The 15,978-nt window shown below is 52.6% G+C and carries 14 protein-coding genes; 2 read left to right on the plus strand and 12 right to left on the minus strand.

Going from position 1 to position 15,978, the window contains the following annotated elements; genetic code table 11:
- Position 1 precedes the first annotated feature (1 nt).
- Positions 2–850, plus strand: coding sequence for a bis(5'-nucleosyl)-tetraphosphatase (symmetrical) ApaH (gene apaH / locus EH207_RS14405; protein ID WP_137714615.1), 849 nt, complete (start codon positions 2–4; stop codon positions 848–850).
- Positions 851–893: 43 nt separating this feature from the next.
- Here the strand turns inward: apaH and EH207_RS14410 are convergent, their stop codons facing one another.
- From EH207_RS14410 to EH207_RS14425, 4 genes are all read right to left on the minus strand, one after another.
- Positions 894–1,103, minus strand: a complete 210-nt coding sequence (locus EH207_RS14410) for a hypothetical protein (RefSeq protein ID WP_137714616.1) — start codon at positions 1,101–1,103, stop codon at positions 894–896.
- Between the two features lie 201 nt (positions 1,104–1,304).
- A complete protein-coding gene (gene folA, locus EH207_RS14415; RefSeq protein WP_137714617.1) occupies positions 1,305–1,799 on the minus strand; it encodes a type 3 dihydrofolate reductase in 495 nt (164 codons plus the stop codon).
- A 107-nt stretch (positions 1,800–1,906) separates the two neighbouring features.
- Entirely contained in the window at positions 1,907–2,377 is a 471-nt protein-coding gene (locus EH207_RS14420; RefSeq protein WP_137714618.1) for a threonine/serine exporter, read from the minus strand.
- Positions 2,368–3,144, minus strand: a complete 777-nt coding sequence (locus EH207_RS14425) for a threonine/serine exporter family protein (RefSeq protein WP_137714619.1) — start codon at positions 3,142–3,144, stop codon at positions 2,368–2,370. The genes EH207_RS14420 and EH207_RS14425 overlap by 10 nt, the downstream gene beginning before the upstream one ends.
- Positions 3,145–3,308: 164 nt before the next feature.
- Here EH207_RS14425 and EH207_RS14430 point away from each other — a divergent pair, with 164 nt between their 5' ends.
- Positions 3,309–3,923, plus strand: coding sequence for a LysE family transporter (locus EH207_RS14430; protein WP_137714620.1), 615 nt, complete (start codon positions 3,309–3,311; stop codon positions 3,921–3,923).
- Between the two features lie 45 nt (positions 3,924–3,968).
- On the opposite strand, the gene EH207_RS14435 is transcribed toward EH207_RS14430, so the two are convergent.
- The 8 genes from EH207_RS14435 to ileS all read right to left on the minus strand — a co-directional run bounded on the left by EH207_RS14435 (position 3,969) and on the right by ileS (position 15,959).
- Positions 3,969–4,901, minus strand: a complete 933-nt coding sequence (locus tag EH207_RS14435; protein ID WP_137714621.1) for an SDR family oxidoreductase — start codon at positions 4,899–4,901, stop codon at positions 3,969–3,971.
- 322 nt (positions 4,902–5,223) lie between these two features.
- On the minus strand, positions 5,224–8,451 hold the full coding sequence (carB, locus tag EH207_RS14440) for a carbamoyl-phosphate synthase large subunit (protein WP_137714622.1): 3,228 nt from the start codon (positions 8,449–8,451) through the stop codon (positions 5,224–5,226).
- Positions 8,452–8,465: 14 nt separating this feature from the next.
- Positions 8,466–9,614: a glutamine-hydrolyzing carbamoyl-phosphate synthase small subunit gene (gene carA, locus EH207_RS14445; protein WP_377805024.1), complete on the minus strand. Its 1,149-nt coding sequence runs from the start codon at positions 9,612–9,614 to the stop codon at positions 8,466–8,468.
- Between the two features lie 447 nt (positions 9,615–10,061).
- Positions 10,062–10,883 carry a 4-hydroxy-tetrahydrodipicolinate reductase gene (gene dapB / locus EH207_RS14450; protein WP_137714624.1) on the minus strand — a complete coding sequence of 274 codons (822 nt, stop codon included), beginning with the start codon at positions 10,881–10,883 and terminating at the stop codon, positions 10,062–10,064.
- A gap of 349 nt (positions 10,884–11,232) precedes the next feature.
- On the minus strand, positions 11,233–12,183 hold the full coding sequence (ispH, locus tag EH207_RS14455; RefSeq protein WP_137714625.1) for a 4-hydroxy-3-methylbut-2-enyl diphosphate reductase: 951 nt from the start codon (positions 12,181–12,183) through the stop codon (positions 11,233–11,235).
- Positions 12,164–12,637, minus strand: coding sequence for an FKBP-type peptidyl-prolyl cis-trans isomerase (gene fkpB, locus EH207_RS14460; RefSeq protein WP_137714626.1), 474 nt, complete (start codon positions 12,635–12,637; stop codon positions 12,164–12,166). Before fkpB ends, ispH begins: the two co-directional genes overlap by 20 nt.
- A complete protein-coding gene (gene lspA / locus EH207_RS14465; protein ID WP_137714627.1) occupies positions 12,637–13,146 on the minus strand; it encodes a signal peptidase II in 510 nt (169 codons plus the stop codon). The genes fkpB and lspA overlap by 1 nt, the downstream gene beginning before the upstream one ends.
- The gene (ileS, locus tag EH207_RS14470; RefSeq protein WP_137714628.1) at positions 13,146–15,959 is read right to left on the minus strand and encodes an isoleucine--tRNA ligase; all 2,814 of its coding nucleotides are present in this window, start codon (positions 15,957–15,959) and stop codon (positions 13,146–13,148) included. The genes lspA and ileS overlap by 1 nt, the downstream gene beginning before the upstream one ends.
- Between the last annotated feature and the right edge of the window lie 19 nt (positions 15,960–15,978).

Below are 15,978 nucleotides of genomic sequence, written 5' to 3' on the forward strand. Positions count from 1 at the left end.
TATGTCTACCTATTTAGTTGGCGATGTTCACGGTTGTTTAGCTGAACTTGAAGCGCTATTGGCGCAAGTTTCTTTTCATCCCGCGCAAGATATGCTGTGGCTGACGGGCGATCTGGTGGCCCGTGGGCCGGATTCGCTTGAGGTGCTACGTTTTGTCCGTTCCCTGGGCTCCTCCGTCCGCCTCGTTCTGGGCAATCACGATCTACACTTACTGGCCGTCTATGCGGGGATTAGCCGCAATAAACCCAAAGATCGTCTTGCCCCTTTGCTGGAAGCTCCCGATGCGGACGAACTGATTAACTGGCTGCGTAAACAACCGCTCTTACAGGTGGATGAAGATCTCAAGCTGGTGATGGCGCATGCAGGCATTACGCCACAGTGGGATCTTGATACGGCTAAAATGTGCGCCCGTGAAGTTGAATCCATTCTGAAAAGCGATTGCTACCCTTTGTTCCTGGATTCCATGTATGGAGATATGCCGAATTACTGGTTCCCCGAACTCAGCGGCCTGCCTCGCTTACGCTACAGCACCAATGTCTTTACCCGTATGCGCTACTGCTTCTCCGGCGGTCAGTTGGACATGCTTTGCAAAGATTCCCCCAATCAGGCCCCTTCTTTATTGAAGCCGTGGTTTGAGCTGCCCGGCAAAATCGCCGGGGAATACGCGATCGCTTTCGGACACTGGGCTTCGCTGGAAGGAAAAGGCACGCCAGAGAACATCTACGCACTGGACACCGGATGCTGCTGGGGAGGCAAACTGACCATGCTGCGTTGGGAAGACAAACGCTATTTCACGCAAAAATCCCTGTCATACGATAAAACACAACAAAATGACGACACCGCCAACTAAATTGGCCGTTTTGCCGGAGTCTTTCTCTCCGGCGAAAACCTCATTATGGCGCCGGGGACACGGCGACCGTTTGAGAAACGTCACGCCGATCAGGATAAGGTGAGGCTTGCGCGATTTCTTCAGCAGGAATCGACCAAATGCCGCCGCCCAGGAATCCCACCAATCGATTTATCTCAATATTGTCGTGCCGTAACTCACGGCGGCTCGGATCAACCAGACGATCGCAATTCAGTTGCTCGCGTTTTTTTGTCATCGGTACGGCTTCCTCTTTTAATCTACCCAATAGATTTCAGTATTCCGTTGGATTGTCATACTACGACGGCAATGTGACAAAACTGTTTTTACCGGGGTTAGAAAGCCATCATCAAGTCGACGAATCCTGTCATCGTGGCACACAACAAAAAACCCGCCATTAATAGCGGGTTCAAACATCAGCGCTGGAAAGAACCAGAAACTATCGGCGATCTAAAATCTCAAAACAGTAGCTGTGCGAATTGCGCTCATCCGCATCGTGAAACTCGCTGAAGGTCGAGTGCCACTCGTCAGGCTCGTAATCCGGGAAATGCGTATCGCCTTCTACTTCAACGTCAATGTGGGTCAGATACAGACGATTAGCCTGAGGCAACATCTGCTGGTAGATACTGCCGCCGCCGATGATCATCACTTCTTCCGCCTCATCTGCCGCCTCATCTGCCGCGACCAGCGCCTCCTCCAACGAAGAAACCCAGGTAACGCGATCATCATCGCCAGGGTGCGTACTGACGACAATATTGTGCCGACCGGGTAACGGCTGGCCTATAGAGCGGAATGTAGTGCGTCCCATAATGATTGGTTTACCCAATGTATTGCGCTTAAACCACGCCAAATCCGCCGGTAAATGCCACGGCATGACATTTTCCATACCGATAACGCGATCCACCGCCAATGCAGCAATCAAACTAATAACCATGGTGAAACCCTGTAGGTCAGAAAATTGCTGACACTATACGGAAAGCCCTCTCCCTCGTCGATACAGATACCCGGCAGATCCGCAATATAAGAGCGTTCGCATGCAAGCTACACCCCCGGGCGTTTGCGGTACAACCATATCCCCGGCAAAGACAGCCCGATAGACAACGCGCCCACAATGAAACTGGCTTTCAGAAAATTGGTCATCATGACGCGCATCAATTCTTCACTGTAGCCATGATGAGAAATTTCCACCAGGGAAATCATCGCAGTGTAGGCCGAGATCCCAGGGAACATGGGGATCACCGCAGCAACGGTAAACACTTTCGGGTGCGCCAATAGCCAGCGCGACCAGTGGATACCGATAATCCCTATCGCAATCGCCGCCAGAAACGAGCCCCATACGATATTCAAACCGAAATGCATCGTTAAAAACCGCACGCCATGTCCCACCGCACCGAGCAGGGCGCAATAGGGCAGCGCTCTGAGCGGAACATTGAAAACCATCGCGAACCCAATCGCTGGCACCGCCGCTAATGCCATATCCTGTAACAGCGCCCACAACAGACTTAAGACCATCCGCGTAACCCCCATAGCGCCAGCGCCATCACCACACCGATACAGGTCGCCAGCGTCAACAGACTGGCGATCGTCCAACGGGCCAGACCGGTATTGACGTGTCCTTTGAACATGTCAGCCACCGCGTTAATCAGCGGAAAACCGGGAACCAACAGCAACACGCTGGCCGCCATCGCCACGGTTGAGGCGTGTTGGAAAACCGGCAACTTCATCAACAGCCCCGAAACCGAGGTCGCGACAAACGCCGTAATACAAAAGTTAATCAACGGATTAAGGTGACGAGCGGTAAAGACCTGGCGAACATACATCGCCAGACCACTGGCAATCATCGTGACAATAAAGGCATCCCAGCCTCCTCCATTCAACCGGCTAAAACAACCACAGGATAGCGCCACGATAGACACCATCACCCAGCGTGGATAGCGAAGCGGCTTGATGTGAGAAATACGTTTCTCAACGCCTGCAACATCCAGCAGTTTATGCTCAGCCATAATCACCACGTGCTGTACCTCGGTGACCACATGCATATTGATGCCGCGATCGACATTTTTACGCGTGGATGTCAGGCAATGTCCCTGCTTGATGGTTGTCAGAACAATCGCATTTGCCGAGATTGAACTTTCAACGCTGTCCACTCCCAACGCGACGCCCAGACGGGTAGATAGCTTCTCCACAACCATACTTTCGGCACCGTGCTGTAGCAGCAAAAGCGCACACTCAATACACAGCCGGGTAATTTCAAGTTGCTGTGATGTTTCCTTCACCATAATGCTATCCCAACCTCGACTCACGAAAAAACAACCCTAAATCAAGAAAGGGAAAGTGTTAACACATTGCGGGCAAATAGCCAATAATGAAGATGCCAATTGATGATTCCGGCGCTATCATTCCACCCGGTTATTCCTTCAGTTTTCTCCACCTGGAACACATCATGTTAGAAACGTCGTTATTTGTCGCTACGATTGCCACGCTGGGTATGATTTCCCCTGGTCCTGATTTTTTTCTGGTGATTAAAAATGCCGCACGCTATCCACGTATCGCGGCACTCATGACGGCATGCGGCGTGATCTGCGGCGTGGCGACACACATGGCTTACTGCGTGGCAGGGCTGGCGGTGGTGATTACCACCACCCCGTGGCTGTTCAGTATACTGAAATACGCAGGCGCCGCTTATCTGATCTGGGTGGGTATTCAGGCACTGCTGTCTCGTGACGGGAGTAAAATGGATGCCTTGCATTTAACCAAGCAGCGCGTCAGCTTGAAGAAAGCCTTTTTACAGGGTTACTTATGCAATCTGCTGAACCCAAAGGCAACGTTGTTCTTCCTGGCGATGTTTACTCAGGTACTGAGCATCAATTCCGGCTTCGGTGAAAAACTGTGGTATGCCATGATTATCTGGAGTTTATCAGTCATCTGGTGGCCATTGCTGGTGGTTATTTTTCAAAGTGAGCCAGTACGTCAGGTTCTGGCGAAAATGCAGAAACTGGTGGATAAACTGCTGGGGGGCATTTTGATCGCGCTGGGTATTAAAGTTGCTCTGGGGTAACCGGTTATGGCCCGCATAATTCACTACGGGCCTTGTTGAGTCCGGTCAGACAGTCCCCGTTCCGCCATCTGAACACCATACCTGTCCCGATGTAAAACTGGTTTCCGCAGACGCCAGCGTCACATACAACGGCGCGATCTCCACTGGCTGACCAGGGCGGCCCATTGGGTCATCGGCGCCAAATTCCATCACCTTGTCCATCGGCTGCCCGCCGCTCGGCTGTAAAGGCGTCCAATAAGGCCCGGGGGCCACCGAGTTAACACGAATGCCTTTTTCTGCTACCTGTTTGGCCAACGCTTTGGTAAACGCGACATTACAGGCTTTGGTCTGGGCATAATCCAGCAGGATCGCGCTAGGTTTGTATGCCTGCACGGATGAGGTATTAATGACCACAGAACCCGCCTTCAAATGTTTCATCGCGGCTTTCGTGATCCAGAATGGCGCGTACACATTGGTTTTAAACGTCGCATCAAAGGCTTCCGTTGTGAGATCCTCAAGAGATTCAGCATACTGCTGCCGGCCGGCGTTATTCACCAGAATGTCCAATCCCCCCAGTTTTTCAACCGCCTCATTGACCAGTTGCTGACAAAAATCCTCTGAGCGAATATCACCAGGGATCGCCACCGCCGTGCGCCCTTCGGCGAGGATCAACGCAATCACTTCCTTCGCATCTGACTCTTCTTCCCGCAGATAATTAATCGCAACATCCGCCCCTTCTCTGGCGTAGGCGATGGCAACAGCCCGCCCAATCCCCGAATCTCCCCCGGTGATTAACGCTTTACGACCATTCAGACGTCCGCTTCCCCGGTAACTTTTTTCACCATGATCGGGGATAGGCTTCATTTTGCTGGCAAGACCCGGCGGCTCCTGCGGCTGACTTGCAAAAGGGGGCTTGGGATACGCCTCTGACGGATGTTTTCCTGTCAGTGGCGATAGTGCTTCTTGGGTTACTGTTTGATCCTTTTCGTTGAAATTCATATTCACCTCTTATTGTTGAAAATATTATTCACCCTATAAAAATTCAAACAATATCGGTAAGAATAGACGATTATCCGGGGATGTTCATGAAAGTTGCATAACGCATAGTGAATAGAAAAAGAATATTGGAACAACTTTCTTCTCACCCGTCCGTGGAACAAAAAGACCTAGATAAAATCAGGCAGTTGCGCCATGCCGGACACGAGCCTGACATCAAAAGAGGCTTAGAGGAGGCGAACATGATCCGAAAGGGGAGACGTAATTGGTTTTCGGACCGGCGTATTAACGCCGGTCCTTTCTATTTCTCATACACGCCGCTTGATTAGCAACTTTTGATCAACGCGTGCATTTCCTGCACCGAGGTCACTTTCTCGGTAGGATCGGCGTTTAACGACATCGCGGTGGCGAAACCGCCGTTCATGGTCGTATCGTAGTGAACCTTATACTGCAACGCGCTACGGCGAATCAGTTTGGAATCTTCAATCGCCTGACGACCTGCCGTGGTGTTGACAATATAGGTGTATTCACCGTTTTTGATGCGATCCTGAATGTGTGGACGTCCTTCATGAACCTTGTTTACCAGACGAGGATTAATGCCGGCTTCACCCAGCTCAATCGCCGTGCCGTGCGTCGCATCAAGCTCAAAACCGAACCTTATCAGCTTAGCGGCCAAATCCACCACGCGAGCTTTGTCGCCTTCACGCACTGACAACAGCGCACGCCCATTTTTTTTCATCTGCGAATTGCTGCCCAGCATCGCTTTGGCAAAGGCTTCCGCAAAGGTGCGCCCCACGCCCATCACTTCACCGGTAGAACGCATCTCCGGTCCCAGAAGCGGGTCAACGCCAGGGAATTTATTGAACGGCAGTACCACTTCTTTCACTGAGTAATACGGCGGGATGACTTCCTGGGTAACGCCCTGCTCAGCCAGCGTTTGTCCGACCATCACGCGGGCAGCCACTTTCGCCAACGGAACACCAGTGGCTTTAGAGACAAACGGGACGGTACGCGCCGCACGCGGGTTAACCTCAATCAGATAAACTTCATCATTTTTCACCGCGAACTGCGCGTTCATCAGTCCGCGAACGCCAAGCTCGAACGCCAGCTTTTCAACCTGCTGACGCATCACATCCTGAATTTCCTTGCTCAGCGTATAAGCCGGCAGAGAACAGGCCGAGTCACCGGAGTGGACGCCTGCCTGCTCGATGTGTTCCATAATGCCGCCGATCAATACGCGCTCACCATCACAGACGGCATCCACGTCGACTTCGATAGCATCATCAAGGAAGCGATCCAGCAATACCGGCGCATCGTTGGAAACGCTGACGGCGGTCTGGAAGTAACGGCGCAGGTCGATTTCGTCATAGACGATCTCCATTGCGCGGCCGCCCAGCACATATGAAGGACGCACCACCAACGGATAACCGATATCGCGCGCTTTTTCCACGGCCTGCTCAATCGCCGTTACGGTGGCGTTCGCCGGCTGTTTCAGCCCCAGACGGTTTACCGCCTGTTGGAAACGCTCGCGGTCTTCAGCGCGGTCAATGGCGTCCGGGCTGGTGCCAACCACCGGAACGCCTGCGGCTTCCAGGGCTCGCGCCAGCTTCAACGGCGTCTGACCGCCGTACTGAACGATCACGCCTTTCGGTTTTTCGATACGGACGATTTCCAGCACGTCCTCCAACGTCACCGGTTCAAAGTACAGACGATCGGAGGTGTCGTAATCGGTAGAAACCGTTTCAGGGTTACAGTTGACCATAATGGTTTCATAACCGTCTTCACGCAGCGCCAGCGAAGCGTGTACGCAGCAGTAATCGAATTCAATGCCCTGACCGATACGGTTTGGACCGCCGCCCAACACCATAATTTTGTCGCGATCCTGATTCGGATTGGCTTCACACTCATCTTCATAAGTGGAATACATATAGGCGGTATCGGTTGAGAATTCCGCCGCACAGGTGTCGACACGTTTATAAACCGGATGCAGATCGAACCTGTCCCGCAACTTGCGGATTTCGCTTTCCGCCACGCCCGCCAGTTTCGCCAGACGCGCGTCGGCAAAGCCTTTACGCTTCAGCAGCCGCAGGAAGTCGGCATCCAGCGCGGCAGCGCCTTTTTCCGCCACCTGTTCTTCCAGACGAACCAGTTCTTCAATCTGAACCAGGAACCAGCGATCGATATTCGTGAGGTTGAATACGCCATCAATGGACATTCCCGCACGAAACGCATCGGCGATATACCAGATACGCTCGGCGCCGGCGTCTTTCAGCTCACGACGAATTTTGGTCAACGCTTCGGGATCGTCCAGTCCGACTCTCGGATCAAAGCCGGTAGCGCCGACTTCCAGGCCGCGTAGCGCTTTCTGTAATGACTCCTGCTGCGTGCGGCCAATCGCCATGACTTCACCGACGGATTTCATCTGCGTGGTCAGGCGATCGTTTGAACCAGCGAACTTCTCGAAATTGAAGCGCGGGATCTTGGTGACGACATAGTCAATGGACGGCTCGAAGGACGCTGGCGTACGACCGCCGGTAATATCATTCATCAGTTCGTCAAGCGTGTAACCCACCGCTAGCTTGGCGGCGATTTTCGCGATCGGAAACCCGGTCGCTTTGGATGCCAACGCCGAAGAGCGGGAAACACGCGGGTTCATTTCGATGACAATCAGACGGCCGTTCTTCGGGTTAACCGAGAACTGCACGTTGGAACCGCCGGTTTCCACGCCAATCTCACGCAGTACCGCCATCGAAGCGTTACGCATGATTTGATATTCTTTGTCGGTCAGGGTTTGCGCCGGGGCTACGGTGATGGAGTCGCCGGTGTGAATACCCATCGCATCGAAGTTTTCGATGGAGCAGACGATGATGCAGTTGTCGTTCCTGTCGCGAACCACTTCCATCTCATACTCTTTCCAACCAATCAGAGATTCGTCGATCAGCAGTTCTTTCGTCGGGGAAAGATCCAGACCGCGTTCGCAGATTTCTTCAAACTCTTCACGGTTATAGGCGATACCGCCGCCGGTGCCGCCCATGGTAAAGGAAGGACGAATAATGCAGGGGAAACCCACGTCCGCCGCCACAGCCAGCGCTTCCTCCATATTATGTGCGATACCGGAACGCGCCGTATCCAGACCAATTTTCTTCATCGCTTTATCAAAGCGCTGACGATCTTCCGCTTTATCAATCGCATCGGCGGTCGCGCCAATCATCGTGACGCCGAATTCGGCCAACACGCCCTGACGCTCCAGTTCCAGCGCACAGTTCAGCGCCGTCTGGCCGCCCATGGTCGGCAGTACCGCGTCCGGGCGCTCTTTCTCAATGATTTTGCGCACGACTTCCCAGTGAATCGGCTCAATATAGGTCGCATCGGCCATTTCCGGGTCGGTCATAATGGTGGCCGGATTGGAGTTCACCAGAATGACGCGGTAGCCCTCTTCACGCAGCGCTTTACACGCCTGCGCGCCTGAGTAGTCAAATTCACACGCCTGCCCGATAACAATCGGACCGGCGCCGAGGATCAGGATGCTTTTAATATCTGTACGTTTTGGCATTTTCTCGCTCCTGATTATTTTGCTGAAGAACGGTAAGTCTGAATCAATTCAATGAAGTGGTCGAAAAAGGGCGCCGCATCATGCGGGCCGGGGCTGGCCTCCGGGTGCCCCTGGAAACTGAACGCCGGCTTATCGGTACGGTGAATCCCCTGTACCGTATGATCAAACAGCGATATGTGGGTCACACGCAACGTGTCGGGCAAATTATTTTCATCAACGGCAAAACCGTGGTTCTGTGCGGTGATCATCACGCGGTTGTTATCCAGATCTTTCACCGGATGATTGCCGCCGTGGTGACCAAGCTTCATTTTTATCGTCTGTGCGCCGCTGGCCAATGCCAGCAACTGGTGACCCAGACAAATACCAAACACCGGGATATCCGTTTCCAAATAAGTTTTAATCGCGCGGATAGCGTAGTCACAAGGCTCTGGGTCGCCCGGACCGTTGGACAGGAAAATCCCATCCGGGTTAAGTTTCAATACGTCTTCCGCAGAGGTTTGCGCCGGAACGACGGTCAGACGGCAGCCTCTGTCCACCAGCAGGCGCAGGATGTTGCGCTTCACACCGTAATCATAAGCGACAACATGGTAAGGCAACTCGGCTTCCTGTCTGGCGACGGGCAGTTCACCTTCCAGCGTCCAACTCCCCTGCAACCAGCCATAGCTGTCAGCCGTCGTCACTTCTTTTGCCAAATCCATTCCTTTCAAACCCGGAAACGCTTTGGCTTTTTCCAGCGCCAGGGCCGCATCCGGCGCATCGGCCGCGATAATACAGCCGTTCTGGGCGCCTTTTTCTCGCAGTAGACGGGTCAGTTTGCGGGTATCAATATCAGCGATGGCGACAATGTTATGGCGCTTGAGGTAATCGGACAGGTTTTCTTCACTGCGGTAGTTACTGGCAATCAGCGGCAGGTCGCGAATAACAAGGCCCTGAGCATGTACGGAAGGAGATTCTTCGTCGCTGGCATTTGTGCCGACATTACCAATATGAGGATAAGTGAGCGTGACTATCTGGCGAGAATAGGAAGGATCAGTAAGGATTTCTTGATAACCGGTCATCGACGTATTGAAGACCACTTCCCCCACTGCCGTCCCTTGCGCCCCAATGGCCCGACCGTGGAATTGGGTTCCGTCTTCCAGAACCAATAGCGCTGACTTAATCAAAACACCCTCCAAGGAATAAAAAATCATGTTATTTGCATATTAATTCAGACTCACCGTTCTAAATCAATGCAAAAATTACCTGTCAGGTAAATTTTTGGCAAATTGGGCGCATTTTAATGATGCCCTGCCAACTTGTCTACTCCAACCGTCTTTTTTCTCGCCTTTTTATGCTTTCTGGCGTAAATAACCGCTCACAACCCTGAAAAAACACATTAACTGGGTCAAGTAAACGGTTGCTAACCGAGATTGCTAAAATATGATTGATAATCAACCAACATAGGCCGTTTGTGGATTTCGAACGGATCAATAAGGTCTGAAAAACGAATAAAAATGGATAAAATAAATATCACAATGTGAAAATTAATCAGAAATGAATTTAATAAAAGTAACGGTTATAAATCGCTACTTTTATCATTAGGTTATAAACTTAAAAAAATAAGTAAACTACTATAAATCATCAAGCGAGAGCACATCCCTCATATCAAAAAGACCACTTTTTATATCACTCAGCCAAACAGCCGCCCTCACTGCGCCATTTGCAAAGGTCATGCGACTGGAAGCCTTATGGGAGATTTCGATGCGCTCGCCGATATCCGCAAACATCGCCGTATGCTCGCCAACGATATCGCCCGCCCGAATAGTGGCAAAACCAATACTTTTCGGATGGCGTTCACCGGTATGGCCTTCCCGCGCATATACTGCACACGTTTTAAGATCGCGCCCCAACGCACCGGCAATCGCTTCGCCCATCGCCAGCGCCGTCCCTGAAGGCGCATCCACTTTGTGCCGATGGTGCGCTTCAACGATCTCAATGTCGGTATAGTCCCCCATGACTTTGGCGGCTTTCTCCAACAGCTTAAGCATGACGTTGACCCCCACGCTGAAGTTGGCCGCGAACACGATGCCGATATCTTCAGCGGCCTGCGCAATCGCCGCTTTACCTGCTTCATCGAATCCCGTAGTGCCAATAATCATGGACTTACGATGCTGACGGCAAAAAGCCAAATGCGCCAGTGTGCCTTCGGGACGAGTGAAATCAATCAGAATATCAAAGCGATCGCGCACAGCATCCAGACTATCGCTGACCACCACTCCCGTGTTGCCCAGCCCGGCCAGTTCCCCTGCGTCAGTCCCGACCAGAGACGACCCGGCTCGCTCCAGCGCGGCACCCAATACGGCGCCTTCGGTTTGAGCGACAGCCTGAATCAACTGACGTCCCATACGACCGCCAGAGCCCGCAATCGCAATACGGATGGATGAATCCTTCATAATTTCTCTCTCTCTTTAAATAATTCCGTTTTGAACATGACATCAGGTTAACGGGCGTGAAGCGCTATCGCCAGTGTATTTATGTCCAGATTAGAAAATTATGCGCGAAGAGGAGTAAAACCGGGAAAACCATGCGTTCATCATCGTGAAAACCGTCGGTAGACACGTGAATCGCCATAAAGATATCTTCAGGATACCTCTGCGCACAAAAAAAACCATCAAATACGTTAACGCATAAACATGCATTTTTCGTTACTCGTTACCAATGGTTAATCAAACACTGCACAGGTTAAAGACAGACAAAAATGGAAAGGACGGTGGAGCGGAACGCGCCACCGTCAGAATAAACTTAATCGACTTGTTTCACTTCCACACGTAGCTCTTTCGGTACTTCAAAGACGATATTCTCTTCACGCCCCTGCATTTCAACAGCAATCCTGCCGCCTAGCGCCTGTAAACGTTTAATGACCTGCTGAACCAGAATATCCGGCGCGGAGGCGCCTGCCGTAACGCCGACGCGCGATACGCCGATTAACCAGCTTTCCTGAATGTCTTCCGCCGCATCTATCAGATAGGCCGCCTTGCCCGCCCGCTGAGCCAATTCAGCCAGACGGTTGGAATTGGAAGAGTTCCTTGACCCTACCACCAGCACGACATCCGCTTCCTCCGCCAGATTGCGCACCGCTTCCTGACGATTCGTGGTGGCATAGCAGATATCATCTTTACGCGGACCGACAATTTGCGGGAACCGTGCGCGCAGCGCGTCAATCACCGCCGATGTATCGTCAACCGATAACGTTGTCTGCGTCATAAAGCAGAGGTTGGTTGCATCCTTGACCTGCAACTGCCAGACATCTTCGGGCGACTCAACCAGGTACATCCCGCCCTCGGCGTTACTGTACTGACCCATCGTGCCTTCCACTTCAGGATGACCCGCATGCCCGATAAGAATCGCCTCAGTGCCTTTGCGGCTGGCCCGGGCTACTTCCATATGCACTTTGGTCACTAAAGGACAGGTGGCGTCAAAGACCGTCAAATCACGGCTTTTTGCTTCAGCGCGCACCGCCTGAGAAACGCCATGCGCAGAGAAAATCAGAATCGAACCATCCGGCACGTCATTGAGCTGCTCGATGAATATCGCGCCACGCTCACGTAACCCGTTAACCACATAGCGATTATGCACCACTTCGTGACGAACGTAGATCGGCGTGCCGTATATCTCCAGCGCCCGTTCGACAATGCTGATAGCCCGATCGACGCCAGCACAGAAACCACGTGGGTTAGCCAGCAAAATTTGCATGGGGAACCTCCTGCCGAGAAGGGGCGATCGCCAATACTTCCAGATCGAACGTAATAGCCTGACCTGCCAGCGGGTGGTTGAAATCCACCGTGATGGACTCCTCCGCCACTTCACGGATAATCCCTGGCATATCATCACCGCCTATACCGCTGAACAACATAATGGTGCCCACATCCGGCACACCGGTTTCGGCAAAATCACGACGCAGAAAGAATTGAATCAGATCGGGATTCGTCAGGCCAAAAGCGGATTCTGCCGATAGTGTGAACTGACGCCTGTCGCCGCACTTGAGTCCCAGTAGGTTCTTTTCCAGTTCACTGGACAAACTGCCATCACCCAGGCGGAACAGCGCAGGTTTACCGCTTTCACGGGTGGACTCCGCCGCAGAACCATCCGCCAGCGTCAGGATAAAGTGCACCCGCACCTCGCTGTTACTTTGTACTGTCTCAGACATCAGTGACCTTTTTGTTTGACGGTATCACCATGCGGATTGAAAAAGCCTTCCAGCACAATCAGAGCCGCGCCGATACAAATGGCCGTGTCTGCCAGATTGAAGGTGGCAAAATGCCAGTCCCCCACATAGAAGTCGATGAAATCCACCACAAATCCATGCCATGTCCGGTCAAACAGATTGCCTAACGCACCGCCGATAATCAGTGCGTAAGCAATGTTATTTAACTTTTGCTGCGCACTGCCACGATACATCATCACCAGTAAAGCGACCACAATCGCCACCGCGACCCCCGCAAAGAACCAGCGCTGCCAGCCGCCTTTATCCGCCAGAAAGCTGAACGCCGCGCCATAATTCCGCGCATAGTGCAGGTTTAGATAAGGAAACAGAGGCTGCGTATCCCCCAGGGCAAAGTGAGTGAGAATCCACTGTTTGCTGCCAAAGTCGATAGCGAAAACAACCAGCACCAGCCAAAGCCAGCGCAATCCACTCGAACAGATCGATTTATTCATCAGACAAATTTACGCTCTTCTCCATTGCCGCCGACGTTAGTTGCGCAGCGACCACAAATGTCAGGATGATCGGCGTGAGTTCCGATATCTGACTCATAGTGCCAGCAGCGAGGACACTTGTTCCCTTCCGCCTTGTTTAAGGCAATTTTAAGGCCGGAGAGTTCCGTATCTTGCGCTTCGACAGGCGCATTTTCATACCGCTCAACCAACGCTTTCGAGGTCAACAGCGCAAAATGCAGTTCCTGATGTAATCGATTCAATCTACCCGCCAGATTAGCATCGGCATATAACGTGACGGCAGCTTCCAGCGATCCGCCGACACGTTTGTCATTACGCGCCTGCTCAATCACTTTGTTTACTTCGCTACGCACTTTCAGAATATCCGCCCAGAAAACGTCATTCATGGTTTCAGCCGAATCCAGGCCGAACAAGCCGTCATACCACTCCTCGGTAAAGACATATTGAGCCCGCTCACCCGGCAGGTAGTTCCAGATCTCGTCCGCGGTGAACGACAGGATCGGCGCCATCCAGCGAACCAATGCTTCGGAAATATGATACAGCGCCGTCTGGCAACTGCGGCGGGCAACGCTATCGCCTTTTGCCGTGTACTGACGATCCTTGATGATGTCCAGATAGAACGACCCCATTTCAATGGAGCAGAATTGCATCAGACGTTGTACGACACGGTGGAAATCATAGCTCTCGTAAGCTTCGATAATCTCTTCCTGCGCCGCTTTCGCGCAGCCAACCGCCCAGCGATCCAAGACCACCATCTCGTCAGGTTTCACGCTATGCAACTTCGGGTCGAACCCGTTCAGGTTGGCCAACAGGAAACGCGCGGTGTTACGAATACGGCGATAGGCATCGGCGGAGCGTTTCAGAATTTCATCGGAAACCGCAATCTCGCCTGAGTAATCGGTTGAGCCGATCCATAAACGCAGAATGTCGGCGCCCAGCTTATCCATCACGTCCTGAGGGCTGACGGTATTGCCGATCGACTTGGACATTTTACGTCCCTGACCATCAACGGTGAAACCGTGCGTCAACACCTGACGGTAGGGAGCTTTGCCTTTGATCGCCGTCGAAATCATCAGTGAAGACATGAACCAACCGCGATGCTGATCGGAACCTTCAAGATACATATCCGCCGCGTGCCCGTTAAACTCAGGGCGCACACCCACCACGGAAGCATGCGTCGAGCCGGAGTCAAACCACACATCCAGCGTGTCCGGGACTTTGACGTAATGCTCGGCGTCGGCCCCCAGCACATCGGCCGGGTCAAGATCCCACCATGCCTGGATGCCGTCCTGCTCAACACGTTTGGCGACGGCCTCAATCAGTTCACCGGTACGCGGGTGCAGTTCCTCCGTTTCTTTGTGAACAAACAGCGACATCGGTACGCCCCAGGTGCGCTGACGGGAAATACACCAGTCAGGACGGTTAGCCACCATCGCTTCAATACGCGCCTGTCCCCAGTCAGGAATCCACTGCACGCCTTTGATTTCAGACAGCGACTGCCGACGCAGGCCTTTCTGATCCATGCTGACAAACCACTGCGGCGTCGCACGGAAGATGATGGGCGTTTTGTGACGCCAGCAGCACGGGTAGCTGTGCAGCAGTTTTTCAATATGCAGCAAAGCGCCTTTTTCACGCAGAATTTCAACAACGATGTCGTTGGCTTTAAAGACGAACTTACCGTCCAGCTCAGGATAAGTCCCGGTCAGATAGCAGCCGTTCGGCCCTACCGGATTGGCGATTTCCAATCCATATTGCTGACCGATAACATAGTCTTCCGGGCCATGTCCCGGCGCGGTATGCACCGCCCCCGTCCCCGCGTCCAGCGTGACGTGTTCACCCAGAATCACCGGAACATCAAAGCCCATAAACGGATGCTGAAAGCGCAGCAGCTCCAGATCACTGCCTTTGCATTCGCCTAGAACCTGCCAATGCGCCACACCCAGACGCTTCATGACGCTCTCAACCAGATCGGCGGCCAAAATCAGCGCTTGTCCTTCGATTTGCACCAGGTGATAAATAAATTCTGAATTCAGCGCGATCGCACGGTTCGCGGGCAGTGTCCACGGCGTGGTGGTCCAGATAACCAGCGAAAGCGGCCCTTCGACCTGACTCACGCCGAATTTTGCACAAACCGCAGCGGCATCAATGGCGCCAAACGCCACATCAATGGAAGGAGAGGTCTTATCGTAATATTCCACCTCTGCTTCGGCCAGCGCAGAACCACAGTCGGCACACCAGTGAACCGGCTTCGCGCCTTTATGCAGGTGGCCGTTTTCAATGATACGGCCCAGCGCACGGATAATGTTCGCTTCAGTCTGAAAATCCATCGTCAGATAAGGATGCGTCCAGTCACCCAACACGCCCAGGCGAATAAAGTCTTTTTTCTGACCCTCGACCTGTTCGGCGGCATATTTACGGCACTCGGCGCGGAACTCCGCCGCACTCACCTTCTCTCCCGGCTTACCGATCAGTTGTTCGACTTTCAGTTCGATAGGCAAGCCATGGCAGTCCCAGCCCGGTACGTAAGGAGAGTCGTAGCCGGATAGACCTTTAGACTTGACGATAATATCTTTAAGAATCTTGTTAACCGAGTGACCAATGTGAATGCTGCCATTCGCATACGGAGGACCATCATGCAGAATGAAGGTTTTTTTACCTTTTTTGGCATTACGAATAACCCCGTACAGATCCTGCTCATACCAGCGTTTCAGCATGTCAGGTTCACGCTTGGCCAAATCGCCACGCATCGGGAACCCTGTTTCCGGCAAATTCAGGGTAGTCTTATAATCACTCATTAGATTCTCGATTTCGTTT

Source organism: Brenneria rubrifaciens (assembly GCF_005484945.1).
GTDB classification, from domain to species: domain Bacteria; phylum Pseudomonadota; class Gammaproteobacteria; order Enterobacterales; family Enterobacteriaceae; genus Brenneria; species Brenneria rubrifaciens.

What these genes read in the sequence shown, in the direction of transcription:
- apaH (WP_137714615.1), top strand. Translation starts at nt 2, where the DNA reads ATGTCTACCTATTTAGTTGGCGATGTTCACGGTTGTTTAGCTGAACTT.
- EH207_RS14410 (WP_137714616.1), bottom strand. Translation starts at nt 1,103, where the DNA reads ATGACAAAAAAACGCGAGCAACTGAATTGCGATCGTCTGGTTGATCCG.
- folA (WP_137714617.1), bottom strand. Translation starts at nt 1,799, where the DNA reads ATGGTTATTAGTTTGATTGCTGCATTGGCGGTGGATCGCGTTATCGGT.
- EH207_RS14420 (WP_137714618.1), bottom strand. Translation starts at nt 2,377, where the DNA reads ATGGTCTTAAGTCTGTTGTGGGCGCTGTTACAGGATATGGCATTAGCG.
- EH207_RS14425 (WP_137714619.1), bottom strand. Translation starts at nt 3,144, where the DNA reads ATGGTGAAGGAAACATCACAGCAACTTGAAATTACCCGGCTGTGTATT.
- EH207_RS14430 (WP_137714620.1), top strand. Translation starts at nt 3,309, where the DNA reads ATGTTAGAAACGTCGTTATTTGTCGCTACGATTGCCACGCTGGGTATG.
- EH207_RS14435 (WP_137714621.1), bottom strand. Translation starts at nt 4,901, where the DNA reads ATGAATTTCAACGAAAAGGATCAAACAGTAACCCAAGAAGCACTATCG.
- carB (WP_137714622.1), bottom strand. Translation starts at nt 8,451, where the DNA reads ATGCCAAAACGTACAGATATTAAAAGCATCCTGATCCTCGGCGCCGGT.
- dapB (WP_137714624.1), bottom strand. Translation starts at nt 10,883, where the DNA reads ATGAAGGATTCATCCATCCGTATTGCGATTGCGGGCTCTGGCGGTCGT.
- ispH (WP_137714625.1), bottom strand. Translation starts at nt 12,183, where the DNA reads ATGCAAATTTTGCTGGCTAACCCACGTGGTTTCTGTGCTGGCGTCGAT.
- fkpB (WP_137714626.1), bottom strand. Translation starts at nt 12,637, where the DNA reads ATGTCTGAGACAGTACAAAGTAACAGCGAGGTGCGGGTGCACTTTATC.
- lspA (WP_137714627.1), bottom strand. Translation starts at nt 13,146, where the DNA reads ATGAATAAATCGATCTGTTCGAGTGGATTGCGCTGGCTTTGGCTGGTG.
- ileS (WP_137714628.1), bottom strand. Translation starts at nt 15,959, where the DNA reads ATGAGTGATTATAAGACTACCCTGAATTTGCCGGAAACAGGGTTCCCG.